This window comes from Curtobacterium sp. C2H10, assembly GCF_025407985.1.
Classification (GTDB): Bacteria; Actinomycetota; Actinomycetes; order Actinomycetales; family Microbacteriaceae; genus Curtobacterium.
This window is the reverse complement of the sequence record NZ_JABXGF010000018.1, coordinates 1-24,112: the sequence shown is the minus strand read 5'-3', so window position 1 is coordinate 24,112 and position 24,112 is coordinate 1. Positions and strand designations below refer to the sequence as shown.

24 protein-coding genes are annotated in these 24,112 nt (G+C 71.6%); 5 read left to right on the top strand and 19 right to left on the bottom strand.

The genetic code is table 11. The features are described 5' to 3' along the window. Positions 1-44: 44 nt before the first annotated feature. The 8 genes from HWD93_RS08910 to HWD93_RS08875 all read right to left on the bottom strand — a co-directional run bounded on the left by HWD93_RS08910 (position 45) and on the right by HWD93_RS08875 (position 10,555). Positions 45-683 carry a pyridoxal 5'-phosphate synthase gene (locus HWD93_RS08910; protein ID WP_071294778.1) on the bottom strand — a complete coding sequence of 213 codons (639 nt, stop codon included), beginning with the start codon at positions 681-683 and terminating at the stop codon, positions 45-47. A gap of 18 nt (positions 684-701) precedes the next feature. Next, positions 702-1,403, bottom strand: a complete 702-nt coding sequence (locus HWD93_RS08905; protein ID WP_261646615.1) for an NUDIX domain-containing protein — start codon at positions 1,401-1,403, stop codon at positions 702-704. Continuing rightward, on the bottom strand, positions 1,400-2,992 hold the full coding sequence (locus HWD93_RS08900) for a nicotinate phosphoribosyltransferase (protein ID WP_261646614.1): 1,593 nt from the start codon (positions 2,990-2,992) through the stop codon (positions 1,400-1,402). Before HWD93_RS08900 ends, HWD93_RS08905 begins: the two co-directional genes overlap by 4 nt. After that, positions 2,989-3,819, bottom strand: a complete 831-nt coding sequence (locus HWD93_RS08895) for a phosphoribosyltransferase family protein (RefSeq protein ID WP_070417730.1) — start codon at positions 3,817-3,819, stop codon at positions 2,989-2,991. Before HWD93_RS08895 ends, HWD93_RS08900 begins: the two co-directional genes overlap by 4 nt. A gap of 50 nt (positions 3,820-3,869) precedes the next feature. Then, a complete protein-coding gene (locus HWD93_RS08890; RefSeq protein WP_261646613.1) occupies positions 3,870-8,240 on the bottom strand; it encodes an FtsK/SpoIIIE domain-containing protein in 4,371 nt (1,456 codons plus the stop codon). Between the two features lie 208 nt (positions 8,241-8,448). Continuing rightward, complete coding sequence (locus HWD93_RS08885; RefSeq protein ID WP_261646612.1) at positions 8,449-9,003, bottom strand: hypothetical protein; 555 nt, start codon at positions 9,001-9,003, stop codon at positions 8,449-8,451. Beyond that, complete coding sequence (locus tag HWD93_RS08880) at positions 9,000-9,590, bottom strand: hypothetical protein (protein WP_092385219.1); 591 nt, start codon at positions 9,588-9,590, stop codon at positions 9,000-9,002. Before HWD93_RS08880 ends, HWD93_RS08885 begins: the two co-directional genes overlap by 4 nt. Next, positions 9,587-10,555, bottom strand: coding sequence for a hypothetical protein (locus tag HWD93_RS08875; RefSeq protein WP_261646611.1), 969 nt, complete (start codon positions 10,553-10,555; stop codon positions 9,587-9,589). Before HWD93_RS08875 ends, HWD93_RS08880 begins: the two co-directional genes overlap by 4 nt. Positions 10,556-10,748: 193 nt before the next feature. On the opposite strand from HWD93_RS08875, the gene HWD93_RS08870 reads away from it, so the two are divergent. After that, on the top strand, positions 10,749-10,988 hold the full coding sequence (locus HWD93_RS08870; protein ID WP_139199219.1) for a hypothetical protein: 240 nt from the start codon (positions 10,749-10,751) through the stop codon (positions 10,986-10,988). Between the two features lie 67 nt (positions 10,989-11,055). Here the strand turns inward: HWD93_RS08870 and HWD93_RS08865 are convergent, their stop codons facing one another. From HWD93_RS08865 to HWD93_RS08835, 7 genes are all read right to left on the bottom strand, one after another. Further along, complete coding sequence (locus tag HWD93_RS08865; protein WP_092385215.1) at positions 11,056-11,631, bottom strand: hypothetical protein; 576 nt, start codon at positions 11,629-11,631, stop codon at positions 11,056-11,058. Then, positions 11,628-13,109 (bottom strand): hypothetical protein, encoded by a 1,482-nt coding sequence (locus HWD93_RS08860; protein WP_261646610.1) that lies wholly within the window; start codon positions 13,107-13,109, stop codon positions 11,628-11,630. The genes HWD93_RS08865 and HWD93_RS08860 overlap by 4 nt, the downstream gene beginning before the upstream one ends. After that, positions 13,102-13,575, bottom strand: a complete 474-nt coding sequence (locus tag HWD93_RS08855; RefSeq protein WP_261646609.1) for a hypothetical protein — start codon at positions 13,573-13,575, stop codon at positions 13,102-13,104. The genes HWD93_RS08860 and HWD93_RS08855 overlap by 8 nt, the downstream gene beginning before the upstream one ends. Continuing rightward, positions 13,572-14,183, bottom strand: a complete 612-nt coding sequence (locus HWD93_RS08850) for a hypothetical protein (protein WP_261646608.1) — start codon at positions 14,181-14,183, stop codon at positions 13,572-13,574. The genes HWD93_RS08855 and HWD93_RS08850 overlap by 4 nt, the downstream gene beginning before the upstream one ends. Before the next feature lie 17 nt (positions 14,184-14,200). Beyond that, complete coding sequence (locus HWD93_RS08845) at positions 14,201-15,484, bottom strand: WXG100 family type VII secretion target (RefSeq protein WP_261646607.1); 1,284 nt, start codon at positions 15,482-15,484, stop codon at positions 14,201-14,203. Beyond that, positions 15,484-15,777, bottom strand: a complete 294-nt coding sequence (locus HWD93_RS08840; protein WP_071294767.1) for a hypothetical protein — start codon at positions 15,775-15,777, stop codon at positions 15,484-15,486. Before HWD93_RS08840 ends, HWD93_RS08845 begins: the two co-directional genes overlap by 1 nt. A 106-nt stretch (positions 15,778-15,883) precedes the next feature. Then, complete coding sequence (locus tag HWD93_RS08835; protein ID WP_070417742.1) at positions 15,884-16,177, bottom strand: WXG100 family type VII secretion target; 294 nt, start codon at positions 16,175-16,177, stop codon at positions 15,884-15,886. A 70-nt stretch (positions 16,178-16,247) separates the two neighbouring features. On the opposite strand from HWD93_RS08835, the gene HWD93_RS08830 reads away from it, so the two are divergent. Then, positions 16,248-16,805 (top strand): FHA domain-containing protein, encoded by a 558-nt coding sequence (locus HWD93_RS08830; RefSeq protein WP_261646606.1) that lies wholly within the window; start codon positions 16,248-16,250, stop codon positions 16,803-16,805. Here HWD93_RS08830 and HWD93_RS08825 read toward each other — a convergent pair. From HWD93_RS08825 to HWD93_RS08810, 4 genes are all read right to left on the bottom strand, one after another. Continuing rightward, positions 16,778-17,569, bottom strand: coding sequence for an oxygenase MpaB family protein (locus HWD93_RS08825; RefSeq protein ID WP_261646605.1), 792 nt, complete (start codon positions 17,567-17,569; stop codon positions 16,778-16,780). The genes HWD93_RS08830 and HWD93_RS08825 overlap by 28 nt on opposite strands. A gap of 56 nt (positions 17,570-17,625) precedes the next feature. Further along, positions 17,626-18,033: a hypothetical protein gene (locus HWD93_RS08820; RefSeq protein ID WP_261646604.1), complete on the bottom strand. Its 408-nt coding sequence runs from the start codon at positions 18,031-18,033 to the stop codon at positions 17,626-17,628. A 40-nt stretch (positions 18,034-18,073) separates the two neighbouring features. Then, positions 18,074-18,367: a hypothetical protein gene (locus tag HWD93_RS08815; protein ID WP_070417745.1), complete on the bottom strand. Its 294-nt coding sequence runs from the start codon at positions 18,365-18,367 to the stop codon at positions 18,074-18,076. Positions 18,368-18,563: 196 nt separating this feature from the next. Then, a complete protein-coding gene (locus HWD93_RS08810) occupies positions 18,564-20,195 on the bottom strand; it encodes a RecQ family ATP-dependent DNA helicase (protein WP_261646603.1) in 1,632 nt (543 codons plus the stop codon). A gap of 252 nt (positions 20,196-20,447) precedes the next feature. On the opposite strand from HWD93_RS08810, the gene sucC reads away from it, so the two are divergent. The 3 genes from sucC to HWD93_RS08795 all read left to right on the top strand — a co-directional run. Further along, on the top strand, positions 20,448-21,617 hold the full coding sequence (sucC, locus tag HWD93_RS08805; RefSeq protein WP_261646602.1) for an ADP-forming succinate--CoA ligase subunit beta: 1,170 nt from the start codon (positions 20,448-20,450) through the stop codon (positions 21,615-21,617). 11 nt (positions 21,618-21,628) lie between these two features. Then, positions 21,629-22,516 (top strand): succinate--CoA ligase subunit alpha, encoded by an 888-nt coding sequence (gene sucD / locus HWD93_RS08800; protein ID WP_261646601.1) that lies wholly within the window; start codon positions 21,629-21,631, stop codon positions 22,514-22,516. 136 nt (positions 22,517-22,652) lie between these two features. Further along, on the top strand, positions 22,653-24,112 hold a 1,460-nt coding region (locus tag HWD93_RS08795; protein ID WP_261646600.1), incomplete at its 3' end, for a DUF6350 family protein.

Genomic DNA, 24,112 nt, shown 5'->3' with positions numbered 1-24,112 from the left:
TTGTGCGGCCGGCAGGCCAGCGGCCGCGCGCCGCCCGCGCCGCGCTACGGCTGCAGCCGCGCCGCCGACCACGCACCGTCGGCGAGCACGTACTGCAACCGCCGGTGCATCCGGTCGCGGCTGCCGTGCCAGAACTCGACGCGGTCCGGCTCGAGTCGCCACGCCACCCAGCCCTCCGGGCGGGGCACGTCGTCCTCGGACTCGTCGAGCAGCGCGTTCGCGTCGTCGATGAGGTCCTGCAGCGTCCGGGGCTCGAGCACCGAGGACTGGTCGGCGATCGCGGTGGCGGCGCGGGACTTCGGCGACCGGTCGGCGAACAGCGCGTCGGACTCGGCGTCGGAGAGCTGCACGGCCCGGCCCTCGAACCGCAGCTGCTGCATGGTCTCCCGCCAGTACACCTGGAGCGCGGCGAACGGGTTGTCGTCGAGCTGCCGGCCCGTCGGGCTGAGCGTCGAGGTCCCGAACACGAGCCCGCGGTCGTCGAGCCGCTTCACGTCCACGGTCCGCGCCGAGACCCGGCCGTCGGACCCCGCGGTGGCGAGCGTCATCGACATCGGCTCGGACACGTCGCCGTCCCGCGCCTCGTCGATCCAGGTGCGGGCGACGTCGAACGGTGATGCTGGCGGGTCGGTGTACTCCGGGAACGCGAACGAGGTGTCACCGGACAGCGGAGCGGAGGGCATGCCCCCACCCAACCGCGATCAGCCCGCCCACGTCCAGGTTGCCGGGGGACGGCCGCCGCGGACCGCGGCCGTGGCCGACGCGTCGGCGCGGACGAGCGCCGGGTTGGTCCGCAGCGCCCGGTTCGTGTTGCCCGGGTCCGGCTGCACGCCCGTCAGCGCGGTCTGCAGCGCGGAGGCATCGGAGGTGGTGAACACCTCGCCGAGCAACGCGCGCGTGAGCGGCAGGTCGCGCCAGATCCGGGTACGGACGTGGTCGAGGGCGGCTCGGATGATCGCGTCGTGGTCGAACGGGAGGCGCGGGTCGTCTTCCCCGGGCACGCGCCAGACCGCGGGTCCGGCGGCCGAGGGCGGGGCCACCACAGCGGCCGCCGCGGCCGGCGTCGGGGTCGTCACCGCCGGTGCCAGGACGGCCAGGAAGGCGACGCTGATCGCGGCGCTCCGCGGGTCGCGGTCGGGTCCGTCGAACGCGCCGACCTGCGCGAGGTGCCGGACCGTCGCCGCGTCGATCCCGGTCTTGGTGCGCAGTGCGCGTCGTGCACCGTCGGCGAGGAGTTCCGCAGCATCCAGGAGCACGCCGGGGAGCGCCTCCTGGCCCGCGTACGGCGCGTACTGCCGACGCGCGGTGGCGACCCGCAACCAGCCGCTCGTCGTGAACGACATCGGGACGACGTCGATCGCGATGAGCGGCTGGTCGCGGGCCGCCGAGGTGGCGTCGGTCACGCCGTCGCCCGACGGGCCGCGCGGTCGGTGCGCTCGGTGCGCTCGCGGCGGAGGGTCTCCCGCACATCCGCGAACGACTGCAGGACCCGGAACCGGCCGTCGACCCACACGGGCTGGAGCAGGCTCGTCGCCTCGTCCTCGGCGGTGGCCTGGTCGGTCTGGCGGATCTCGCCGGTCGCGTCGCGGTGCAGGGCGATCCGGCCCTTCGCGCTCTTCTTGCCGCTGCCCGTCTTCGGGTCCTTCTGGATGTCGACGGGCTCGCCGTCCACCAGCGCCCAGGTGGCCTTGACTGCGCTGCCGAGGTTGTCGCGGGTCATGTACTGGTACGTGTACGAGCCGATGCCGAGCACGATGTTGTCGCTCGCGTAGCCCTTGGCGGCGAGTCGCTCGTAGATGCGGCGGGCACGGTCGAGGGTGATGCTGTCGCCGTAGATCACGCCGATGTGCTGGTCGAGGACCTTGAAGCCCTGGTCGTTCACGGTGTGCCCGAAGATCTCGTCGAGGAGTTCGACGACGCCCTTCTCCTCGTGGCTGCGACCCGGGTCGGTCAGCGCCGCGGTGTCGACCCCGTGCACGGTGCCGGTGACGATGTCCACCGGGTCGCCCGAGTCCGGGCGGATGACGAGCTTGCCGTCGCGACCCGTGATCCGGTCCTTCAGCTGCGGGAGCGTCTCGGTGATCACCTTGAAGAGGTCGAACCCGTCGCTCACGGCCGACACGATGCCCGTCGGGTACACGTCGAGGATCTGCTCGAAGGTCGCCAGCTCGCCCTCGGCGCCGCGCACGCACATCACGCTGTGCTCGGTGGCCGGGACGCTCGCGGCCACCCAGCCGTTGTCACCCGGGTAGTAGCGGTCGATGAAGTCGAGCGACGGCATCGAGTCGGTGCCGAGGAACGAGAGGAGGTGCCCGGCGCCACCGGCCGCGGCCGACTCGATGCTCGACTGTCCCCGGAAGGAGAAGTCGTGCGCGGCGAAGTCGATGCTGGCCGGGTCGGCGCCGGTGCGGGCGGCCCAGTCCTCCATGAGGTCGCGGTACTCGAGTGCCTTCGTCGCGACGGTCGACGGGTGCCAGATCGAGGCCGACAGGGCTGTCTCGATGTAGTTCGGCAGCCAGAAGAACTCGTCGACGGTGTTCTCGACGGTGAGGGTCGCGACACCGATCGGGGCGAGGGTGCCCTCGGGGAGCGCGCGGATCTCGAGCGGGAGGTACCCGAGGCGGTGGAGTGCCCGGACGTGGTCGGTGCCGATGTGGTTCGGGCCGAAGTACCCCTGCAGTGCCTGCTCGAACAGGCCGGCGACCTCGTCCTCGTCCGCGGCGAAGAACGGCGCCCACGCCTCGACGAGGGAACGCTGGATGAACGCCTGCAGGCCGAACACCACGGCGTGCGTCGACTCGGGCATGTGTGCGTTCGAACGGTTCGTCCAGTTGATGAGGATCCGGGTGGTGCCGCCCGGGTAGACCTGTCGGTGCGAGTGCTTGTAGCCGTCGACGGCGAGGAGCGGGGCGATCGGGCTCGGGCCGGTGAGGCGGGGCGCGATGCCGGTGGTGCCGTCGGTGCCGGTCGTGGTGGTGTCGGTCTGCGTCATCGGATCTGCTCCGTCAGGTAGGGGGTGAGTTCGATCGTGCGCAGGCCCTCGATGGCGTTCTGCGCGGGGTAGGAGTCCGTCGTGACGATCTCCCCGAAGTGCTCGGCGAGCTGCGGGGCCCGGCCGGAGAAGACGCCGTGCGAGACCCAGAGGCCGAGGCGGTCCTTCGTCAGCCCCGTCGCGGTCGCGAGGCCCATGAACGTGCCGCCGCCGTCGCAGATGTCGTCGACGACGAGCAGGCGACCGGTGTCCGGCAGCGGCTCGCACGTGAAGCCGTCGAGCTTGCCGGTGTCCGGGTTGCGGTGCTTCTCGGCGCGGAACACCGGCAGCCCGCAGGCGTCGGCGACGGCGGAGGCCCGCGCGACCGCGCCCTTGTCGGGGGCGATGATCCCGCTGTAGTCCGAGCCGGCGACGACCTGGTCGCGGACGACGGTCTCGCTCGTGACCACGGTCAGGCGCTCCACCAGGTCGACGATCACCGGCGAGTGCGGGTCGAACGCGATGACCTGGTCGATCCCGAAGCCGTTGATGACGTCCGCGTAGACCTTCGCGCCGAAGGGGAGGCCGCGGTCCTGCCGGGCGCCGGGCAGGTACGGGACGAGAGCGACGGACCGGGATCCGCGCTGCCGGACGGCGTCCGCCCACATGCCGAGCATGAGGAGGTCGTCGCCGTTCGTGCCGCGCAGGGTCGCGATCTCGATGAGGTCCCCCGCGTCGGCGTCGTGTGCGACCTTGACGTGTGCTTCACCGGCGGGGAACCGCATGGTGGAGAACGTCGGTGTCGCCTGGGTGCCCCGGGTGGTCCGGGTGCTGAGTTCGACTGCCATGACCCGACCGTACCACGGTATTTGTCAGTGTGACAAGAACCGGGGTGCGATCAGGGGACCGGAACCTGCACCGACACCAGTTCGCCGTCGCCGAGGTGCACCAGCGCGGAGCCGACCTGCACCCGTTCGACGATGCTGCTGCGCGGCAGGCGCATGCCGAGCAGGTCGCCCTCGGTGATCGCCTGCGGGCTGAGGAGCGCCCCCGACCGACGTCGCTTCATGTCCACCTGCCAGCCCGTGAACCCGACGCCGAACTCGGCCGTCAACCCCGCCGCGACGATGGCCTGCCCGTTGTCCGCCGCGCTCTTCACGAAGCCCTGCAGCCAGCTCTTCGCGGGTGCGTCCTTGACGAGCTCGGCATCGTCGATGACGAGGACCCGGCGGGCGGGTTGCCCGTCGAACAGCGGCGCGAGGTCAGCCTCGGTGACGTCGACGCCCTCGTGCGCGCCGAGGACGCCGGGCTCGGACGCGAGGGCGCGCAGGGGCGACTGCCGCGGGGTGACGAGCACGATCTCGCCCCCCTCGCGCAGCACCGACCGTGCGATCGACAGCAGGACGGAGCTCCGACCGGACTTCGCGGGACCGCCCACGACGAACGAGCCCGCGGCCGCGAGGTCCGGCCCGATGGCGGTGAGGTCGTCCCCGCCGATGCCGACGAGGCCGAACAGGCCGGCGTCGTCGTCGCGCATCTCCCACGCCCGGTCGAACGGCACCGGCCCGGACAGCTGGTCGACGCGGAACGGCCGACGGGCACGCTCGACCGCGCGGTCGCGCTCGGTCGCGAAGGTCGCGAGCGCGGTGATCGCTGCGGCCTGCGACTGGCCGGTGCCGGCGGCGGCGAGCAGGGCGATCTGCGTCTCGGTGGCGGACTCCGACGCGAACGCCCGTCCGTCCGGGACCTGCTCGGGCAGCTTGCGGGGGTTGAGCGACGCGAGGCCGTAGTCACCGCGGTCGGAGAGCCGGAGGACGAGCTTGTCCTCCACCAGGGTCGCCATCCGACTCGACAGGAGCTGACGGTCCCCGGTGACGACCAGGTGGATGCCGACGCTCGCCCCTTCGCGCAGGAGGGTCATCACCTGGTCGGTCGGTGCACCGTGGTCGAGTTCGCCGAGTGAGCCGACGAACCCTTCCCACCGGTCGAGCATGAACACGATGTGGGGGAGCCGGTCGGCGGGCACGACCGCCGCCGCGCGCTGCTCGACGATGCTCGCGAACCCGCCGTCGGCGAGGACCTGCTGCCGGCGGGCGAGCTCCTGGGTGAGCTTCGTGAGGAGACGCTGCGCGCGTTCGGTCTGCACGCGCTGCACGACGGCGCCGGCGTGTGGGAGGGCCTGGATCGGCAGCAGCGCACCGTTGCCGCAGTCGAGCGCGTACACGTGGACGTCGGCTGCCGAGGTGTTCCGGGCGACCGCGGCGGCGATCGTGCGGAGCACCTGCGACCGACCGCTCCGCGGAGCACCGACCACGTAGAGGTGTCCGTCCGAGTCGAGGTCGAGGCTCCGGACGCGCTGCGCCTGCTCGGCCGGGAAGTCCTGCAGCGCGAAGGGCAGCGGGCCGACCCGGGCATCGGTCGTGCTGCTGTCGTCGAGCTCCCACGCCCGGTCGTTCAGGTCGGTGAAGAGCAGCGTCTCCGGCAGGGCGTCGAGCCACGGACGGTAGGGAGCCGGTCCACCGAGCTCCGTCGCCGCCTCGGCCACCGCGCCGACCAGTTCCTGCAGGTCGGTGCGTTCCTCTGCCTGCAGCTCCTTCGACTTCGGTGGAGCCGGCGGGGTGGTGCCGAGCGACGACCACGAGACGGCTCCGGCCCAGACCTGCTTGCGTCCGGTCGACAGCCCCGGACGCCGGCCGCCCACCCGACCGGCCTGGAACGGCAGCAGCGCGCCGGCCCCGAGCCGGATGTACCCGCGGCCGGGCGTGCTCTTCTGGATCTGCGCCGCGTCACCGGCGTCGATGACGTCGGTGCTCTCGCTCGAGTCCGTGACCCGGAGCGCGATCCGGAGGTTGGTGTTGGCGCGGATGTCGTTCGACACGACACCCGTCGGACGCTGCGTGGCGAGGATGAGGTGGATGCCGAGTGACCGTCCCCGCTGTGCGATGTTGACCAGGCCGGTGACGAAGTCCGGGAGCTCGCGCACGAGACTCGCGAACTCGTCGATCACGATGAGCAGGCGCGGCATCGGCGGCAGCGGCTCGCCGCGGACGAGGCGGTCGACGTAGTCCTCGATGTCCTTCGCGGCGGCGTCGGCCAGCAGGTGCTCGCGGCGACGGAGCTCGGCACCGAGCGACTCGAGGGCGCGTTCCACCAGGTGCGTGTCGAGGTCCGTCACCATGCCGACGGTGTGCGGCAGCGGCGCGAAGTCGCGGAACGCCGCGCCGCCCTTGTAGTCGATGAGGACGAAGTTCATGCCCTCCGGGGTGTTCGTCGCCGCCAGGGACGCGACGATCGTCTGCAGGAGTTCGGACTTGCCCGACCCGGTCGTGCCGGCGACCAGGCCGTGCGGGCCGTCCTTGCGGAGGTCGAACGCGAACGGGCCGTCGAGGCTCTCGCCCACGACCACCTCGGTGGTGCGCGCACGCACGTTCCACTTGCCCGTGATCGCCCGCGCCGTCGGCGGTTCCAGCAGCATCACGTCGAGCAGCCGCGACGACGACGGCAGCCCACCGGCATCGCTCTCGTCGTCGGCGTCGACCATCGGCGCCACCGCCCGGGCGACGGTCTCGAACCAGCCGTCCGGGATGCGGTCCGGTCGGACGTCGGTGACCGTCGCCTGACGCTGGGCGGCGACACGGATGCGCTCCGGACCCACCGTGACGACGACCGAGCACTCCTCGGGCAGCAGGCGTGCCTCTTCCTCGATGCAGATCGCCCGGACACCGACCGCTGGGCCCTCCTTGAGGATGCGGATCAGGCCCGGCAGTGCGCGCAGCCGTCGAGCGCCGTCGAGCACCACGACCACGTCGGGACCGGGGATCCCCCGCACGTTCGACTCGCGCATCGCCCGCTGCCGTGCGTCGATGAGCTGCCCGATCTCGGCGACCCGCGCGCCCAGCGTCTCGGCGTCGTTGCCGATCGCGATGACGGCGTCCTGCCCGAAGCCCGGTCGCGCCTGCGGCACCCATCGCAGCCAGGCCCACTCGTCGGCGGACTGCGCGTCGGTGAGCACCACGAACTGGGTGTCCCGCGGGCTCTGCAGCACCGCGAGCTGCGCCACGAGCCACGACGTGAGGTGCCTGGTGTGCTCGTCGCGCCCGGCGACACCGACCACGCCGTGCTCGCCGAGGTCGACCACGACCGGCACGTCCTCGGCCAGCTTGTCGACCGCCCGCCGGTGCTCCAGCGCTGCCGGGTCCTCGAGCACGACGCCGGACGGCACGTCCGCCGTGCCGACGCGCAGCGTGAGGTAGTCGGGGTCGGTCCGCCGACGCTCCCACAGCCGGGCGCGACGGCGCAGGGCGATGTCGAGCACCGTCGCCGGGTCGGGCGCGCTGGTGCGTGACTCGCGCTGGTACCGGACCACTGCCTCCAGGGCGTCCGCCTCGACCGCCTTCTTCGTCTCCTCGTACTCGGCCACCCGCTGCCGGTGCGTCTTCTTGCCGTTGCGGCGGTCCCACCAGGCGTTGCCGAACATGATGATCGGCGACATGAGGCCGAAGGCCAGGTACGCGACGTTGTGGAAGATCGAGATCATCACGGCCGCCATGCCGAGCGGCGCGAGCGCCGCGATGATCGGGATGGAACGGCGCGACTGCTGCCCCGGCGCCGCCGGCAGCTTGAAGACCGTCGGCGTCTCCTCCGGCAGCAGGCGCGGCGGCCGGGTGTAGTCGAGCGTCCCGCCACCTGGTGTCAGCGTGATCGCCGCCCGGTCGGCGTCCGGGACCGCGACCGACAGCAGCGTGTCGCCGATCGTGACGACGCTGCCGGGCTCGACGGGCGTCTCCTCGTCGAGCTCCGTGCCGTCGACGAGGACGCGCGAGCCGCGCGTCGGGATGATCGAGAACCGCCGGTTGAGGTCGAGGCGCAGGATCGCCGCGTACTCCGGGGCGGTGCGGTCCGGCAGGTGCACCGTGGCGTCCGGAGCGGAACCGACGTGCGCGATGCCCGCGTCGAGCACCACGACCGTGCCGGCACCGGGCCCGCCCACGATGCGGACGCTCGGCAGGTCTGCCGGCAGCGGGAGGACCGGCGCGGGGGCGCCGAAGGTCAGGCGGGACCCCTCGAGCAGGACACCGTCACCGAGCCGCGCGTGCGGGGTCGTCGGGACGGCGTCGACCGCGACCTCGACGATGGACTCGGCGCTCAGGCCGAAGCGACGGGCGACGATCTCGACGACCTCGCCGAGGACGGTGTCCTCGTCGCACTCGACCACGAAGTCCGCGGTGGCGTCGGTCGGCAGGTGGGTCGCGGTGAACGTCAGGCGCACGCGGCACCTGCCACGTCGTGGGTCCTGGTCGTCGCGGAGCACCCCGTCGAGGCCCCCCGCAGCGTCGTGCTGCCGCTCATGGGTCGATTCTCGCAGGTTCCTGCGACGTGCAGGCCGGGTTGCGCCCGGCTTGTGGATGGGCGGTCGGACTGGAGGCGCGGTGTGGGGGAACGGGTCGGCTCACCTGCGACGCGTCCAGCCCCAGCGCTCACCTCGCGTTGTGGATGCGTCGGACGAACGCCTCCAGGGACGCCTCAGCGGCAGCGAAGGCCGCAGCGTGATCGCCGAGACCGGTGACCGTGATGGTCAGGGTGCCGGATCGGAAACGCCAGCAGCGCGCGACCACGGCTCCCGTCGGATCGACGAACGGCCACGTCTCCCCTGTCTGCTCCCACACCGTCTGGGCGCCGGCGCGGAGGCCCTCGAAGGGTGGGATGCCGGTACCGCCCAGTCTGTCCCCGGTCGCGGTGACGGAGACGGTCGTCGTGTCCGTCGGGGATGTGATTTGCGGGCGGAAGAACGCGAACCGGAGGTCGGGCGCGCTCATCCTGCAGTGCTGCTCGAGCGACCCAGCGGTCAAGATGACCTCCACGGTCTTGAACGGTCGCACGTACCAGGGGAAGAGCCGGTAGGTAGTCGAGTTCGCCCAGCGCTTCGGCTTGCCCCGGACATCCTCCGGCAGCGGGACGACCAACCAGTCCGCGCCGGCGAGGCCCTCGAGGTCGGGGAGGCCGACGGGCGTCGGGTCCGCGGCGCCGCTCATGACGTCTCCCGGAGTTCGAGGCTGAGCGCGAGCCGGTCCACGTGCGGCAGCGCGAGATCGACGTTGCTCTCGTGCGCGATCACCGATGTGAGCACGGCCGTGCGGGAGAGCGATTCGTCGGAGAACGGCTGCACCCATCGGACCGAGGTCTTGACGGATCGTCTCCGGAGGAACCTGCTCGGTTCCGAAGTGTGTCTGAGCAGGATCCGTGTGGCGGTACCCAGCGCGGTGCGTGTCGTCGTGATCTCGGGGTCAGCAGTGAGCGATCCATCGCGGCGCTCCGCCCAGGAGTCGTCGATCACGAAGTCGGCCGCTCCGTCTCCGACGAGGTAGTGCACCGCGGTGTGCGCGATGACGTGCACTGACGGTCTGTTCGTGGTGAGGACGGCGAAGTCCGGCGCCTCGAACGTGTCGCGGTACCGAGCAAGGTCGCTGAACTCGCGCACGAGGCGGGCACGGTCCCTCGACGACACGGCCGTCTCCGCGAAGCTCACCGCGCGAGTGGCAGCGGCCGTCCCGACTTCATCCGGCGCCCCGGGCTCGATGAACGTCCAGGCGTCGATCGGCCGGAAGTGCAGGTTCTTCATGATTCCTCTCCTCGTGATGCGCCGCTGAGCCACCACCGGTGGAGCGCCAGTGGGCCGCTCCCGTTGATCAGTGCTCGACGCCGGTACACCACCCAAGCGAGACCGGGGAGGGCCATCGCGAGCAAGACGGCTGCGACGACGAGGTCCCAGCGCTGGGCCGGAACGGTCCAGAGCAGGGTCAGCAGCGAAGCCAGCACGACGATCGTCAGCGCTGCGGACCGTCCGCTCATCCGGTTGGGCTTGTCGACCGTGACTCTCGTCGGGTCGCCGACGCGCACAGACGTCTCCGTCCAGCCCAGCCAGCAGGTGAGGCAGACGTTCGTCGCAGCGAGCGCGAGGCACAGTGCACCGGCCCAGGGCAGTCCCGCGGCGAACGACGTCGCAGAACCCAGGACCGGCAACATGGTTGCGACGAGGACCGGCGTCACCCGTGCGACCCCGGGCTCGTTGCAGGACGACAGTGATCCCTTCGCGATGTCCAGGCTGGATCGGGTGTCGAGGCGCTGCGCCGGAGAAGACCGCACGTCCGGTTGATGCGCCGTCAGGATGCCGGATGCGTTGAAGAACGCCGTCAGCTGGTCGGGTCCGTCCGGGTACCAGGTCGCTGCATCCAGTTCTGCGCGAACGGTACCGGAGCCGTCGACCAGCAGAGCAGTGCGACGAGCGTGGTCGGTGAACACCACACGGCTGACCGCCATCGGGGACAGCGTCGAACTGGGAGTCTCCAGACGGCGCCACATGCCCTGGCCGTCCGTGAGCTCCAGCTGCTGACCACCGTTGACCGACAGCGATGCCATACTCGTGAACCAAGCTGGTCCGTGTGGTCGGATCGCGTCAGTCGGTTCCCTCGTGATCCGTCGCCTGCCGATGATCACCGAGAAGGCAGCGACGACGACAGCGATCGATGCCGCGATCTGTGGGAGGCTCCACAACTCCCAGAGCAGGCGATGCGCCGTCGCTGCCACGACGAGGGCGGAGGCGACGGAGAGCGGGATGAGCGCACCACCCCCGAGGACCGCCACGCGCACGAGGAGCTCGGCACGGGTGAAGAACGCCGGTGGCCGAGGAAGGATGACCGTGGGACGTGGGGTTCCGTTGAGCGTTGCCGATGCTCCGTACCGCTGGATCAGCAACGCGAGACCGCTCGAATCGAGTGCGGTGGACAAGAGCGTCGGGCTCGACGCCATGATCCACCAGTCGTCGATCGGCACGATGAACTCGCGTCCGTGCTCGTCGCGGATCGCGACGGCTCCGTTGCCGGGACTCGCGACGATCGAGCGCGGGACGTCCGACCAGTCGAGGGCCCAAGCGGCCACGATCCGCCCGGTGAGCGCGAGGTGGCCCGTCGACCGCACGCCGTACAAGCGGTCGTCCACGACAGCGAGTGACTCCAGCTGACCCCGCGCGGCGCGTCGGTCGCTCAGCACGGCCGCGTGGGCGACCGTCTCCGCCCCGTCGATGACGCTCACCCCCAGTCGATGCGCAGGTCGCGGAGGAGCTCATCGAGCATGGGCCGAGCGAGGGCGCTGTCGTTCTCGTCCGGGACGAAGAAGGACACGACCACCGTGAGCTCGTTCAAGCCGTCGACGATGGGGATGATCGCACGAACGACCTGCATCACCGGCCGCCCCCGGCCGCCGGTGCTGCGTTCCCGCATCTCCACGAGCGTTGCACGGCCGACGGGCAGGTCGAGTGTCCCGACACTGGCGTCGCCGATGCCGGACGCCCGCGGTGCACGAGCGTCGTCGATGAAGGTGTCCGCGCGGTCGACACCGGCGACGGTGTGCACGACCGTGTACGCGATCGCTCGGACCGTCGGCGCCGTGGTCGAGAGCACGAAGCAGGTCTCCGCCTTCGCCGCGGTCTGGAAGGCGGCGATGTCACGCACGACCGTTCGGAGCACCGTGCGTTCTCGACGCTTCGGCCGCTGCTTCGCCTGCGCAAGCGCATGCTCCACCGCTGCGTCGGTGACCTCGTCGACCTCACCCTCGTCGTCGAGCAGCGTCCACGCGCGGTTGTAGTTCCACAGCAGGCGAGTCATTCGTCTCCTCTCGGGGCTCCGATCACGATCCACCGTCCGAGCCCGACCGGTGCCTTTCCCCGCTCTGCGCGACGGCGACGGAACGTCAGCCACGAGACCAGTGGGACGGCGAGCACCAGGAGCAGGATGCTGGTCGCAGAGAAGATGTTGCCCTGCTCGAAGTACCAGACGGCGACAGCTGCTCCGATGAGCGGGATGCCCACAGCGACGAGGTGGCGTCGGGTGAGCGCTGGCTGGTCCGGACGTCCGTGCTGTTCCGGACGGATGCGAGCGACGGGGAGGCGCGAACTCGATTCGACGACGAAGACCGCGGCGACCGTTGCGACCGCGATGGCGGCGAACAGCGCCGTGACGATCGTCGCGGTGTCCCCGGGGCCCGCCGACCGAGCCCCGGCGAGCACGACCGTCGTGAAGGCCGACGATGCGAGGAACGGGTACGCGGGTACGGCGCCCAGGACGTTCGGCAGCATCAGCGACGACGGGCCGACGCGGCTGCTGCGCATCTCGTCAAGCGCGAGCGCGGGCTGGTTGCGCAGATCGTCGGATGCGACGGTAAGGACACCGAGACGCTGCAGGAACTCTCGGAGGACGAGTGCCTCGTCCGGCGACGGCGCCCACAGACGCAGCGGCAACTGCGCGCGGACGGTGTCCGTTCCGTCGATGAGCAGCACTCGAGGGTCCTCGTCGTGGACGAACGCCGCGCGCACCACGGCATCCGGCCCGAGATGCCGATCCGGTGTTGCCAACCGTTGCGCGATGCCCTGCCCGTCGACGAGGACGAGACCCTGGTCGTCCGCGCTGATCGACGCCGCGTTGCGGAACCAGGAGGGGCCGGCCACGGGCCGGAGTGCCGGCGCGTCGGCGCTCCTGGGCCGACGCCTGCGCCCTGCGGCGACGACCAGCACCACCAATGCGTTGGCGGCGGCTGCACCGGCCGAGATCCATCCGAAGGCCGGGGCGTCGGGGGTGCGGGTCATCGCCAGCACGATCGGGCCGAATGCATCCGTCAGGAATGCGCCGAGTCCGAGCAGGATGACGACGACCAGGATCTTCTGAATCCTGCGGCGTCGCCGCTCATCCGTGGGTGTCAGGACGTGGGCCGAGGCGAAGTGGCCGGGCGGTGGATCATCGGTGCCGAAACGATCGAGCAACGCGGAGAGACCGCTCGAGCGGAGTGCGAGTTCCTTCGGCACGATGGAGACGGGAGCCATCCACCAATCGTCGATCGGAACGAGGTAGAGGCTGCCGCTCACGTCCTCGATCAGCACGGCGCCGTTGCTGGCTGTGGGCGCGAGGTGCCTCGGGAGGACGTCGCCGTTCAGGAACCAGGCGCGGGCGACGGTGTCCGTCGTCGTTCGTTCACCGCCCTGGTCGAGGACGACGAGCCGATCTCGCTCGTCGATGACGAGCCGCATGGCACTGGTCGCAGCGGCCGCCCGGTCGCTCGACGCGGCAGGGCGGGCAAGGGTTTCAAGCATCGATGACGATCTTCGCAGCGAGGGCGTCGATGCGTGCGATCAACAGCTCGGCGAGCGCGGGTTCGGCGCTGCTCGATGAGAGGACGACGAGCTCGTCACCCACGACCCAGGACCACGATGCTTGGACCACGACGAAGGCTGCGCCGTCCGGCCGTTCCAGCGCGAGGCGTTGGACCAGTCGCAGCGTGTCGCCGCTGCTCGTGGGGAGCATCGATTCCTCGATCGGCCCGATCGGATCAGACGCACGGAGGCCAGCCCGGGCGACCCCGGCGGGACGGCCGTCGAGCGGGGCCGTGCGGACGGCGACCCAGCCGACCTCGCGCGAGTCCTCGAGGACCGTCCAGGCTGCTGCTGCATCCGTTTCGTTGAGGAGTCTGATGATCGTCGGCGCACTCGAGGGATCACGACGATGCGCTTCGAGGTCGAGTGGACGGAGCGTGTCGGTCGGTGGCCAGGTGAACTTCATCGCCCGCCGTCCCAGGCGAAGCCGGTCATCAGGATGTCGAAGTGTGCAACGCGCTCGTCCACGAACGGATCGCCCGCGCACTGGAACGAGATCAGCGCGAAGGAGCCGTGCTCCTGCGGCACCGGCAGGAGGTAGTCCACGCGAGTCGTCCTCGCTGGCCCGCCTGATCCCGATACAGCGAGGAACGCCGCGGCGATGTCACCGGGGAGCGACGACGGCAGCGATCCTCCTCCGTCGATCTCTCCTTCGGACCGCGCCCGGAGTGCTTCCCCCACGGGCAACTCCGTGAGCGTCGTCGATGCACCGAGCACCGGAGCGACCGCAGGGAGTTCGAGATCGGCGATCGTCGGTCCGAGGTAGACCACACCGACCGTGAACAACATGTTCATCGGCACTCCGCCGAACTGGCCGTCGAAGAAGTACAGGTCCGTCGTCCCCGCGTTCGCCATCGTGCCGAAGGCGGAGCGGATGTCGTCGCGCGCGCGGCGCCGTGCCTCCACAGCCGTCGGGTCGTCCCCACCCCGGAGGACCAGGTGACGATCGGCGAACGCTCGCGAAGCGCGCTTCGGATCGCCGTCGACCGGGTACCGGTACCACCCGTCGGGCAAGAGGACTCGGTACTGTGTCACAGGGAACCGACGTGGATCTCGCTCTTCGACTTCCAGTACCCGTTCCAGTCCGTGGCGGCGGAGACGACGTTCACCACGGGTTCCGGCAGATCCGGGAGACCGGGAAGTCCGGAGCCGGCGACGACACCGTTGGCCAGCGCTGCGCGCGTCGCTGCCTCGCGTGCGAGGGCGGAATCCGGCGCAAGCTTGAGGACCTGAGCGGTCTCCATCAGACCGCCGGTCACGTACGTGTCGAGCAACGCCGTGAGGGGCTTCCGTCCGACCGCTTCTGCCTCCCGGATGCCGGCATCGCCACCCCGGAGGAACGCACTCAGCTCGCCGCCCACTCCGGCGTTCGCGTTTCGCGCCGCAGCGGCAGCCGATGCTGCACGTGTCTCTCCCACTGCGCCCCGCAGCAGCCCCATCGCGGAGCCGGCGTACTTGGCGGCACCGAACCCGACCCCGGCCAGTGCGAAGCCGAGGGCGTCCTTGCCGACGTCCCCCGCGCTCGCGTCACCCGCCACCGCCTGCGTTGCCGTGATCAGCAGCTTCGCGCCGGCCACAGCGAGCCCGATGGCGGCGATCACCGGGAGCGCCACGGGGAAGAAGATGGCCGCGACCACGGTGACGACCAGAAGGACGGCGCCGACGGCGTCGAGCGCATCCTTGATGACGTTGAGCACGCCGCGCGCCCCGTGGATGGCCTGCTTCACGTGGTCGAACCAGCCGTCCTTCAGCCCGTCGTCCGCGCCCTGTCGGATGCGATCGGCGACCCGACTGGCCAGCTCCCCGTACTCGCCCTCTTCGCCGAAGGGACCGGCGAGCCGGTGGATGATCGCCTTCGCCGCGTCGATGTCACCCTGCGCCGAACTCAGCGCCCGGTCCTGCGCGTCGACCTGGTCCTGGTGTTCCGGACTGTCGGCCTCGGCCGTGATGGTCTGGTTCGCCGCAGCGCGGTGCGCGTCCCGCGCGTCCTGCGCCTGCAGCAGGGCTGCGTCGGCCTCGCGCTGGAGCCCCTCGAGCCCGTCCGCCCACTGGTCGAGCGCGGCGGCGAGCTCGGTGTAGCGGCCCTTGGCCTTCTCGATGGCGCCGGCGAGGTCTCCGGCGGAGTCGCGGAACTTCGTCCCCGACTCGCTCTCCCAGCCCTCGCCGTCCTTCAGGCTGTTGAGGCGGTTGACCTGCTCGGTGATGGCCTGCTCGATCGAACGGGCACCGGAGGCGGACTGCCGGATCTCGGCCGGGTCGCCGGGCACCGGGTCGAGCTGCATGTCGACGGCGCTCCAGTCGCTGGGCCGTGCCATCAGCTGTCCTTCCCGAGGATCTTGTTCGCGAGCTCGACCTCGGTCTGGGTGAAGCCGTCGTGCGCGCTCTCGGCCATCTCGGCCACGGCCTTGATCGACTCCTGGAGGCGCCCGCGCCGGATGTCCCAGTTGCCGGCGAAGTCGTCGATCGCACTGCCGACCGTCATCGAGCCGATGCCGGTCTTGTAGTCGGATGCGGCAGAGGCGATGTGTTGGAAGTCGCCGTGCAGCCTCGAGAGGTCGGATGCGAGATTCCCGATCAGGTCGAGATCGAGCTTGATGGTGCCGGCCACGGTTCCCCCGGTGGATTCCTACTGTTGCTGGTCGTTCGACGCCGCCCCTGCGGCGAGAGCGGTGGCCGGCACCCCCAGGCGCCGGCCACCGTCGTGCTGGTCCTGACTAGCCGATGCTCGAAGCGAGCTGCTCGTCCGTCGACTCGAGCGTGTTCGCCGCGCTCTCGAGGAACCCGGCCATGCCGTCGATCGCCTGGATCGTCTGCGTCGCGCCGGAGTTGAACTCCGAGTACGTCGCGTCGAACGCCTTGGACGACTTGTCGGTGACGTAGCCCGACGACACGAGGTTGTCGATCTGGCTCTTGAGCTGGCTCAGCTGGTCCTCGATGGACTTCTGGCCGTTGCGCAGCTGCGAAGCCTGGTTGCGGAGATCGTCGTAGGTGACGTTGACGTTTGCCATGTGCATACCCTCCCGATGCGGTATTTGATGTACCGGGAGCCCCCCGGCGGTTCGACGATACTTGATTCCGTTGCATCTCGCACCAGGTGGGGACAAGAACCAGAACGAGGGGTACACCGTGGCACGACGTCGCAAGGACGAGGGGACACCGGAGCGTCCGGTCGTCACCCACGCCGAGGTCGAGCGCGATCGACAGGCCGGTCACCTGTCGCGGGCGTGGGTGCTGCCGAGCGCACCGGTGTCCGACCGCGAGCCGGACGCCGTGGTGCACACCGACCAGCAGCTCCCCACGATCGGTGTGGTGCCGCGGCTCGTGCTCGAGGTCGCACCGGGCAACGTGGTGCCGCTCGACCAACCGGTGGTCCTGGGGCGCAAGGTCCAGACGGCGCCCGGACGGCGTGCGGTGCTGCTCGACGACCCGGGTCGTTCGGTGTCGCGCGAGCACGCGGCGATCCGGCCGACGGGCGACGGTGGACTCGTGGTCGAGGACCTCGGCTCCGCGAACGGCACGGTGGTGGTCCGGGCGTCCGGGGCGCAGGAGCCGAGCGTCGGTGGCGCGCAGGTCGTGGCCCGACCCGGTGACGTGGTGATGGTCGGCGACTACGCCGTCCGGGTCCTCGCCGGCTGACCCCCGGCCGCGTGCCGCCGCATCGCCCGCAGGAGCAGCGGCCCCGGCAGCCGCAGCAGCCACCCGGGCAGGATCGCCCGGGCGACCCGCAAGCGGCGCACGGTCCGCCGGAAGCGCCGCTGTTCGCGCGGCCCCCACGCGAAGCCGTACTGCGACCGGAGGGCGTCCGGGAGCATCCCGACGGTGACGACCCGCACGAGCGGCATCGCCGCCCGCACCCACAGCGGCGCGAACCGGGGGTGCAGCAGGTCGCGCACGACGCCGCGGGCGTCGTCGGTGACGCGGAGCCCGGCGAGCGTGCGGGTCCAGTAGCGGTCGAAGTCCGCCACCGTCGCCGGCCAACGGTCCGCGGGCACGCGCAGCGCCGTGCCGATCGGGGCGTAGGCGTCGAGCACGCGTTCGGCCAGCACGGGTCCCGCTGGCGTACCGAACAGCTCGTGGGCGCGCATCGCGGAGTCGTACAGGGTCGCGGCCACCCAGAGCTGCCGGTCCACGTCGTCGGCTCCGGCGACCGGCCGGTGGGCGCGGTCCACGAAACCGGCCGCGACGGCAGCGTCGGCGTCGGTCCCGACCACCACCGCGTACACGAACATGAGGGTGTGGGCGAGCCGTTGCTGCGGCCGTCGAGCGAAGTCCGAGTGCCGCCGGACCCCCGCGGCGACCACGGGATCGGCGATCTGGAGCAGGATGGCCCGGCCTCCGGCGGCCACGGGCGTGCTGTCGGCGAGGAACCGACGCAGGTCGCGTTCCGGGACCCCGCCCACGGACGGACTGGAGGGACGGCGCGGGCCCGGCCCCGTTCCTCCCGTCCGGCGACCGCTCACGGTCGTGGCCCGCGCCGTCCGGCGCGGAGGCGGGGGAGCACGTCGATCACGATGGCGGCGGCGAGCGCGAGCGTCCCGCCCACCAGGGCGGCGACGAGGAACGCCGCGCTCCCGACCTGCCCCGTGGCGGCGGCGACCAGGACTGCGACCAGCCAGATCGCCGGGAGCGGCCAGAGGTGGCTCGGCGATCCGGCGAGCACCGCGAGCAGCACCCCGCCGACGACCAGCGGCACCCAGAGCACGTTCGTGCCGCACGGTGGTCCGTACGTGCCCGGACCGCAGTCGGTCACACCGGACCGGACTCCCGTGTGTGCTGCGGCCGCGACGAGCAGGAGCGATGCGAGGGCCAGCAGCCGAGCCACGGCGGGCATGCTGCGGACACTGTCCTGGACGCGACGGAGCACGGCCCGATCGTACTGGGCCGTGCTCCGTGGGGGCCGTCGGTCAGAGGGGCTTCGTGCCGAGGTCGTTCCCGAGGTCAGGACGGTCCTCGTCGTCGTCGTGCTCCCACAGGTCGGGGGAACCCTCGCGCGGCGAGCCACCGGTCGGCCCGTCGTCGGTACCGTCACCGGGCTGCGGCTCGACGGTCTCGCCGGCGACGGCGTCGTTCGTGACGGTCTCGAGGGACTCCTCGGACTCGTCCACCTCGTACGGGCCGACGTGCTCGCGGTCGACGTCGTCGTCGCGACGCTGCTGGGCCTCGAAGTCGTCGACGGGGCTGATGCCGGGATCGCTCATGGTGGTTCCTTTCCGTTGCGGGCTTCCTGCCTACCCGTCAGGCCTCGACGGGCGTCCGGTTTCGTGTCGTGTTCACCCGGGGGACACCTGCCGGTCACGCCGCCAGGGCAGCATCGCGGGTGCTCGGGGGAGTGGAGCGCGGTCGCCGACGGGTGGTCGAGCGACCGCGCCTTCCCCGCCCGGGCGATCCGGCGGGTCAGAGCCGTTCGAGCAGGTCGTGCCGCTCGATGTCGGCCAGCGCGAGCGTGCGGTAGCCGGCGGACTCGAAGAACACCGTGATGCGGTCCTCCTCCGTGCTCATCACGACACCGGTGCCCCACTCGGCGTGCTCGACCCGGGCGTCCGGCGGCCAGGCCGTGTCGTTGGCGCCGTCGGCGACGTGTGCGGCGGCGTCGTAGGCCGTCCCCGACGAACAGGTGTCGCAGTTCCCGCACGGTTCCGGCAGCTCGTCCCCGAAGTAGCCGAGCAGGAACTGCCTCCGGCAGCCGGTCGTCTCGGCGAGCTGGCGCATCATCGCGATCCGGGACTCCTCGACCCGCTCCCGCTCGGCGGCGCGGTCCGCGGCGGCACGGGCCGCACGGCCGGCGTCCCGAGGACCGTCCGGCACCCGGGCGATCCCGTCCACGTCCTCGCGCAGGGCCCGGGCGTCGAGCAGGGCGTTGAGCGCGCGACCCGCGGTCCGGCCGGAGAGGCCCGAGGCCTCCTCGACCGCCGAACGGGGCGACGAGCCGGTGGCCGGGACGGCGTCGAACACGGCGCGGACGGAGGCGGGCCGCGGTGCCCCGGACGCGAAGAACGTGCGCAGGCCGAAGTCCTCGGCGCGGTAGTGCAGGGTGGCGCCGGCGGGTTCGGCGTCCCGTCCGGCACGCCCGATCTCCTGGTAGTAGGCGTCGATCGACTCGGGCACGTCGGCGTGCACGACGTACCGGACGTCCGGCTTGTCGATGCCCATGCCGAACGCGCTGGTCGCCACCACGACGTCGACGTCGCCGTCCAGGAACCCGGTGTGCACGGCCTCCCGCTCGCGGATCGGCATGCCGGCGTGGTAGGGCCGGGCCCGACGACCCCGGGCGGCGAGCGCGTCCGCGTACTCCGTGGTCGCCGCACGGGTCGCGACGTAGACCACGGTGGCGCCGTCGAGCTCGGCCACCTGCTCGACCACGGCCGCGCGCTTCTCGGCGTCCTCGGCGTGCCGGACGACCTCGAGCCGGATGCCGGGCCGGTCGAAGCCCGACGCGAGCACGAACGGGTCGCGCATGCCGAGCCGTTCGACGATGTCGTCCCGCACCGGAGCGGAGCCGGTCGCGGTCAGTGCGAGCACGGGCGGACGGCCGAGACGCTCCGCGACCTCGCCGAGCGCCAGGTAGTCCGGCCGGAAGTCGTGGCCCCAGGACGAGATGCAGTGGGCCTCGTCGACGGCGAGCAGCACGACGCCGGCGTCGCGGAGTCGCTCGAGCACGTCGTCCTTCGCGAGCTGTTCGGGCGCCAGGAACACGTATCCGACCGCACCGGCGGCGACGGCGTCCCAGGCCTCGGCGACGGCGCGGGCCTTCCTCGTGGCGTTCATCGCGACGGCACGGGGAGCGCCCTCGTGGTGCTCGAGTCCGACGACCTGGTCCTCCTGCAGCGCGACGAGGGGCGAGACCACGACGACGACGCCGTCCAGCTCGAGGCCGGCGACCTGGTAGATCGCGGACTTCCCCGATCCGGTCGGCATCACGGCGAGCGCGTCACGCCCGTCGAGCACGGCGTCGATGACGGATTCCTGGTCGGGACGGAGGCGCCAGCCGAACACGTCGGCGGCGCGGGTACGGAGCGCGTCGTTCACCGTTCCACACTGCCGGGCGGACGCTGGGGGACCGTTCGACGGGTGCGCCCAGCGGATCGGGCGGGGCGGAGGTGATCCGCGCCTCCCGACCGACGGGTGCGCGGGCGACGTGACGGGCGCGCACCGCGCGTCCACCTGCCGGCGCTAGGCTGGCTCCCGGCCGTTGTCTCGACATCGAGCGACCCTCGATGGTGAGTGTGGCGACCGGGTAACCGATGCCGATCGCACGGAACGTGCGGGAAGAAGAACAGCGTGGATCTTTTCGAGTACCAGGCCAGGGACCTCTTCGAGTCCTACGGCGTCCCCGTGTTGCAGGGGATCATCGCCGACACCCCGGACGAGGCGAGGGCGGCGGCCGAGAAGATCGGCGGAGTCGTCGTCGTCAAGGCGCAGGTGAAGGTCGGCGGTCGCGGCAAGGCCGGCGGCGTCAAGGTCGCCAAGACCCCGGACGAGGCCTTCGAGCACGCCCAGGCGATCCTCGGCCTCGACATCAAGGGCCACACCGTCAAGCGGGTCATGATCGCCCAGGGTGCGGACATCGCCGAGGAGTTCTACTTCTCGGTGCTGCTCGACCGGGCGAACCGCTCGTACCTCTCGCTCACGAGCGTCGAGGGCGGCATGGAGATCGAGCAGCTCGCCGTCGAGAAGCCCGAGGCCCTCGCCCGCGTCGAGGTGGACCCCCTGACGGGCATCGACGCCGCAGCCGGTCGTGCGATCGCCGAGCAGGCCGGGTTCCCGGCGGAGCTCGTGGACCAGGTCGCCGACGTCTTCGTCAAGCTCTACGACGTCTACAAGGGCGAGGACGCGACCCTCGTCGAGGTGAACCCGCTCGTCCGCACGGGCGACGGCCAGATCCTCGCGCTCGACGGCAAGGTCTCGCTCGACGAGAACGCCGACTTCCGGCACGAGGGCCACAAGGCGCTCGAGGACACCGCGAGCGAGGACCCGCTCGAGGCCAAGGCGAAGGCCCACGGTCTCAACTACGTCAAGCTCGACGGCCAGGTCGGCGTGATCGGCAACGGTGCGGGACTCGTCATGTCGACGCTCGACGTCGTCGCCTACGCCGGTGAGCGCCACGGCGGCGTGAAGCCCGCCAACTTCCTCGACATCGGCGGCGGCGCCTCGGCCGAGGTCATGGCCAACGGCCTCGACGTCATCCTCGGCGACCCCCAGGTGAAGAGCGTCTTCGTGAACGTCTTCGGCGGCATCACCGCCTGCGACGCCGTCGCGAACGGCATCGTCGCCGCGCTCGGCATCCTCGGCGACGCAGCCACCAAGCCGCTCGTCGTGCGCCTCGACGGCAACAACGTGGAAGAGGGTCGTCGGATCCTGGCGGAGGCAGCGCACCCGCTCGTCACCGTCGCCGCGACCATGGACGACGCGGCCGAGCAGGCCGCCGAACTCGCCGCCGCAGCGGCCTGAAGGGACTGACCATGTCGATCTTCCTCAACAAGGACTCCAAGGTCATCGTCCAGGGCATCACCGGCGGCGAGGGCACCAAGCACACCGCGCTCATGCTCAAGGCCGGCACGCAGGTCGTCGGTGGCGTCAACGCCCGCAAGGCCGGCACCACCGTGACCCACGGCGACGTCGAGCTGCCGGTGTTCGGCTCGGTGCGCGAGGCCATCGACACCACCGGTGCCGACGTCTCCATCGTCTTCGTGCCGCCGGCGTTCGCGAAGGACGCCGTGGTGGAGGCCATCGACGCCGAGATCCCGCTCGTGGTCGTCATCACCGAGGGCATCCCCGTGCAGGACTCCGCGGAGTTCTGGGCGCACGCCAAGGCCCTCGGTGGCAAGACCCGCATCATCGGCCCGAACTGCCCCGGCATCATCACCCCCGGGGAGTCGCTCGTCGGCATCACCCCGGCGACGATCACCGGCAAGGGCCCGATCGGTCTCGTCTCGAAGTCGGGCACGCTGACCTACCAGATGATGTACGAGCTGCGTGACCTGGGCTTCTCGACCGCCATCGGCATCGGCGGCGATCCGGTCATCGGCACCACGCACATCGACGCGCTCGCCGCGTTCGAGGCCGACCCCGAGACCGAGGCGATCGTCATGATCGGCGAGATCGGCGGCGACGCCGAGGAGCGTGCGGCCGACTACATCAAGGCGCACGTCACCAAGCCGGTCGTCGGCTACGTCGCGGGCTTCACCGCGCCGGAGGGCAAGACGATGGGCCATGCCGGTGCGATCGTGTCCGGCTCCGCCGGGACGGCCGAGGCGAAGAAGCAGGCGCTCGAGGCCGCTGGCGTCAAGGTCGGCAAGACGCCGTCGGAGACCGCGGCGCTGCTGCGCGAGGTGGTCGCGAGCAAGTAGCGCTCGCGGGTCCGGACGGACGGGAGGCGCGGTGCCGGCTGGCACCGCGCCTCCCGTCCGCTCCGGTGCCGGACGTTCTCCACAGCAGCCGCGCGGCTGCCGCGGGTTGCGCGGCGGAGCACGTATCCTCGCTGCGATGAACCGCCTGGGAACCGCAGTGCTCGCCGCGATCGAGGCGGTCGTGACGGTCGGCGTCGGCATCGGGATCGCCCTCGTGCCGCTGACGCTCCTGTGGGGCTTCGAGTACGGACTCCAGGTCGACTGGGACGTGTTCTGGAAGGCCACGGGGAGCGTGTGGCTCGTCGGGCACGGGGTCGACGTGTCGTTCGTGCTCGGCTCGGCGCTCGCGAGGTCGTCCGGGGTGAGCGGCGCCACCGACCCGATCCACGTGACGCTCGCGGCGCTCGGGTTCGCCCTCGTGACCGCCTGGCTCGCCGGACGTGCCGGGCGCCGGTTCGCCGAGACCGAGCACCGCACGACCGGGCTCCTCGTCGGCACCGGCGTCGTCGCCGTCCTCGGGCTCCTCGTCGCACTGTCCTCCCGGTCCGCTGCGACCGTGCCGACGCTCTGGCAGGCGATCGTCCTCCCGGCGCTCTGGTTCGGGATCCCAGCCCTCGTCACGAGCGAGGTGTGCCGACGGCGACGGGGGCTCCCGGCCGACCCGGTCACCGGGCGCGTGCTCGACCAGCTCGACCGTGTCCCGACCGCCTGGCGTGCGATCGCGGCGTTCGGCCTCCGTGCCGGCACCGCCGCGACGGCTGCGGTCGTCGCCGTCGCCGGGGTCGTCGTCGCCTTCCTGCTCTTCGCCTCCTTCGCCGAGGTCATCTCCCTCTACGAGCGGTCGCACGCCGGCGTGGTCGGGGGGATCGCCCTGACGGTCGGCCAGCTCGCGTTCCTGCCGGACTTCGTCGGCTGGGCGACGTCGTGGCTCGTCGGGCCCGGCTTCGCGATCGGGACCGGTTCCAGCGTGTCGCCGATCGGCACGACGCTCGGGCCGATCCCCGGCCTGCCGGTGTTCGGCGCGCTCCCGGCGTCCGGGCACGCGTTCGGCCTGGTCTGGGTCCTCGTGCCGGTCGTGGCCGGGTTCGCGTCCGGCGGCCTCCTGCGCCCCCGGCTCGTGCAGGCCCTCGGCAGTGCGAACTCCGCCCTGCACCGGGCGCTCGGCGGCGTTGCTGCGGGCATCGTCGCCGGTGTGCTCACCGGGCTCGTGGCGTGGCTCTCGGCGGGGTCGTTCGGCCCGGGCCGCCTGGCCGACGTCGGTCCGCACGCGCTGGTCGTCGGGGCCTTCGCGGCCCTCGAGGTCGGTGTGCCCGCCGTGGTGGCGCTCGCGGCCGGCAGCGACCTCGTCCGGATGCCGGAGCGCGGGTGGGCCCGGGAACAGTGGCACGAGACGGACGACGACCCTGCCGACGCCGACGCCGAGGCCGCTGCCGACGGCTCGCTGCTCGCCGCACTCGACCGCGCCGGTGCCGGTCGGACCACCGACGTGCACCGCTTCGTGGTCGAGGAGACGCACGGCAGCACCACGGCCGACGCCGCACGCGCGGACGACGCCCTCACCGACGGCGGCCGCGCCGACGGTGCCCACGGCGGCGA

Bases quoted from the DNA above. Each gene is read 5' to 3' on its own strand.
- HWD93_RS08860 (WP_261646610.1), bottom strand. From the start codon at position 13,109: ATGCTTGAAACCCTTGCCCGCCCTGCCGCGTCGAGCGACCGGGCGGCC.
- HWD93_RS08815 (WP_070417745.1), bottom strand. From the start codon at position 18,367: ATGAGCGATCCCGGCATCAGCCCCGTCGACGACTTCGAGGCCCAGCAG.
- HWD93_RS08880 (WP_092385219.1), bottom strand. From the start codon at position 9,590: ATGAAGAACCTGCACTTCCGGCCGATCGACGCCTGGACGTTCATCGAG.
- HWD93_RS08900 (WP_261646614.1), bottom strand. From the start codon at position 2,992: ATGACGCAGACCGACACCACCACGACCGGCACCGACGGCACCACCGGC.
- HWD93_RS08835 (WP_070417742.1), bottom strand. From the start codon at position 16,177: ATGGCAAACGTCAACGTCACCTACGACGATCTCCGCAACCAGGCTTCG.
- HWD93_RS08865 (WP_092385215.1), bottom strand. From the start codon at position 11,631: ATGACTCGCCTGCTGTGGAACTACAACCGCGCGTGGACGCTGCTCGAC.
- HWD93_RS08895 (WP_070417730.1), bottom strand. From the start codon at position 3,819: ATGGCAGTCGAACTCAGCACCCGGACCACCCGGGGCACCCAGGCGACA.
- HWD93_RS08845 (WP_261646607.1), bottom strand. From the start codon at position 15,484: ATGGCACGGCCCAGCGACTGGAGCGCCGTCGACATGCAGCTCGACCCG.
- sucD (WP_261646601.1), top strand. From the start codon at position 21,629: ATGTCGATCTTCCTCAACAAGGACTCCAAGGTCATCGTCCAGGGCATC.
- HWD93_RS08910 (WP_071294778.1), bottom strand. From the start codon at position 683: ATGCCCTCCGCTCCGCTGTCCGGTGACACCTCGTTCGCGTTCCCGGAG.
- HWD93_RS08855 (WP_261646609.1), bottom strand. From the start codon at position 13,575: ATGAAGTTCACCTGGCCACCGACCGACACGCTCCGTCCACTCGACCTC.
- HWD93_RS08885 (WP_261646612.1), bottom strand. From the start codon at position 9,003: ATGAGCGGCGCCGCGGACCCGACGCCCGTCGGCCTCCCCGACCTCGAG.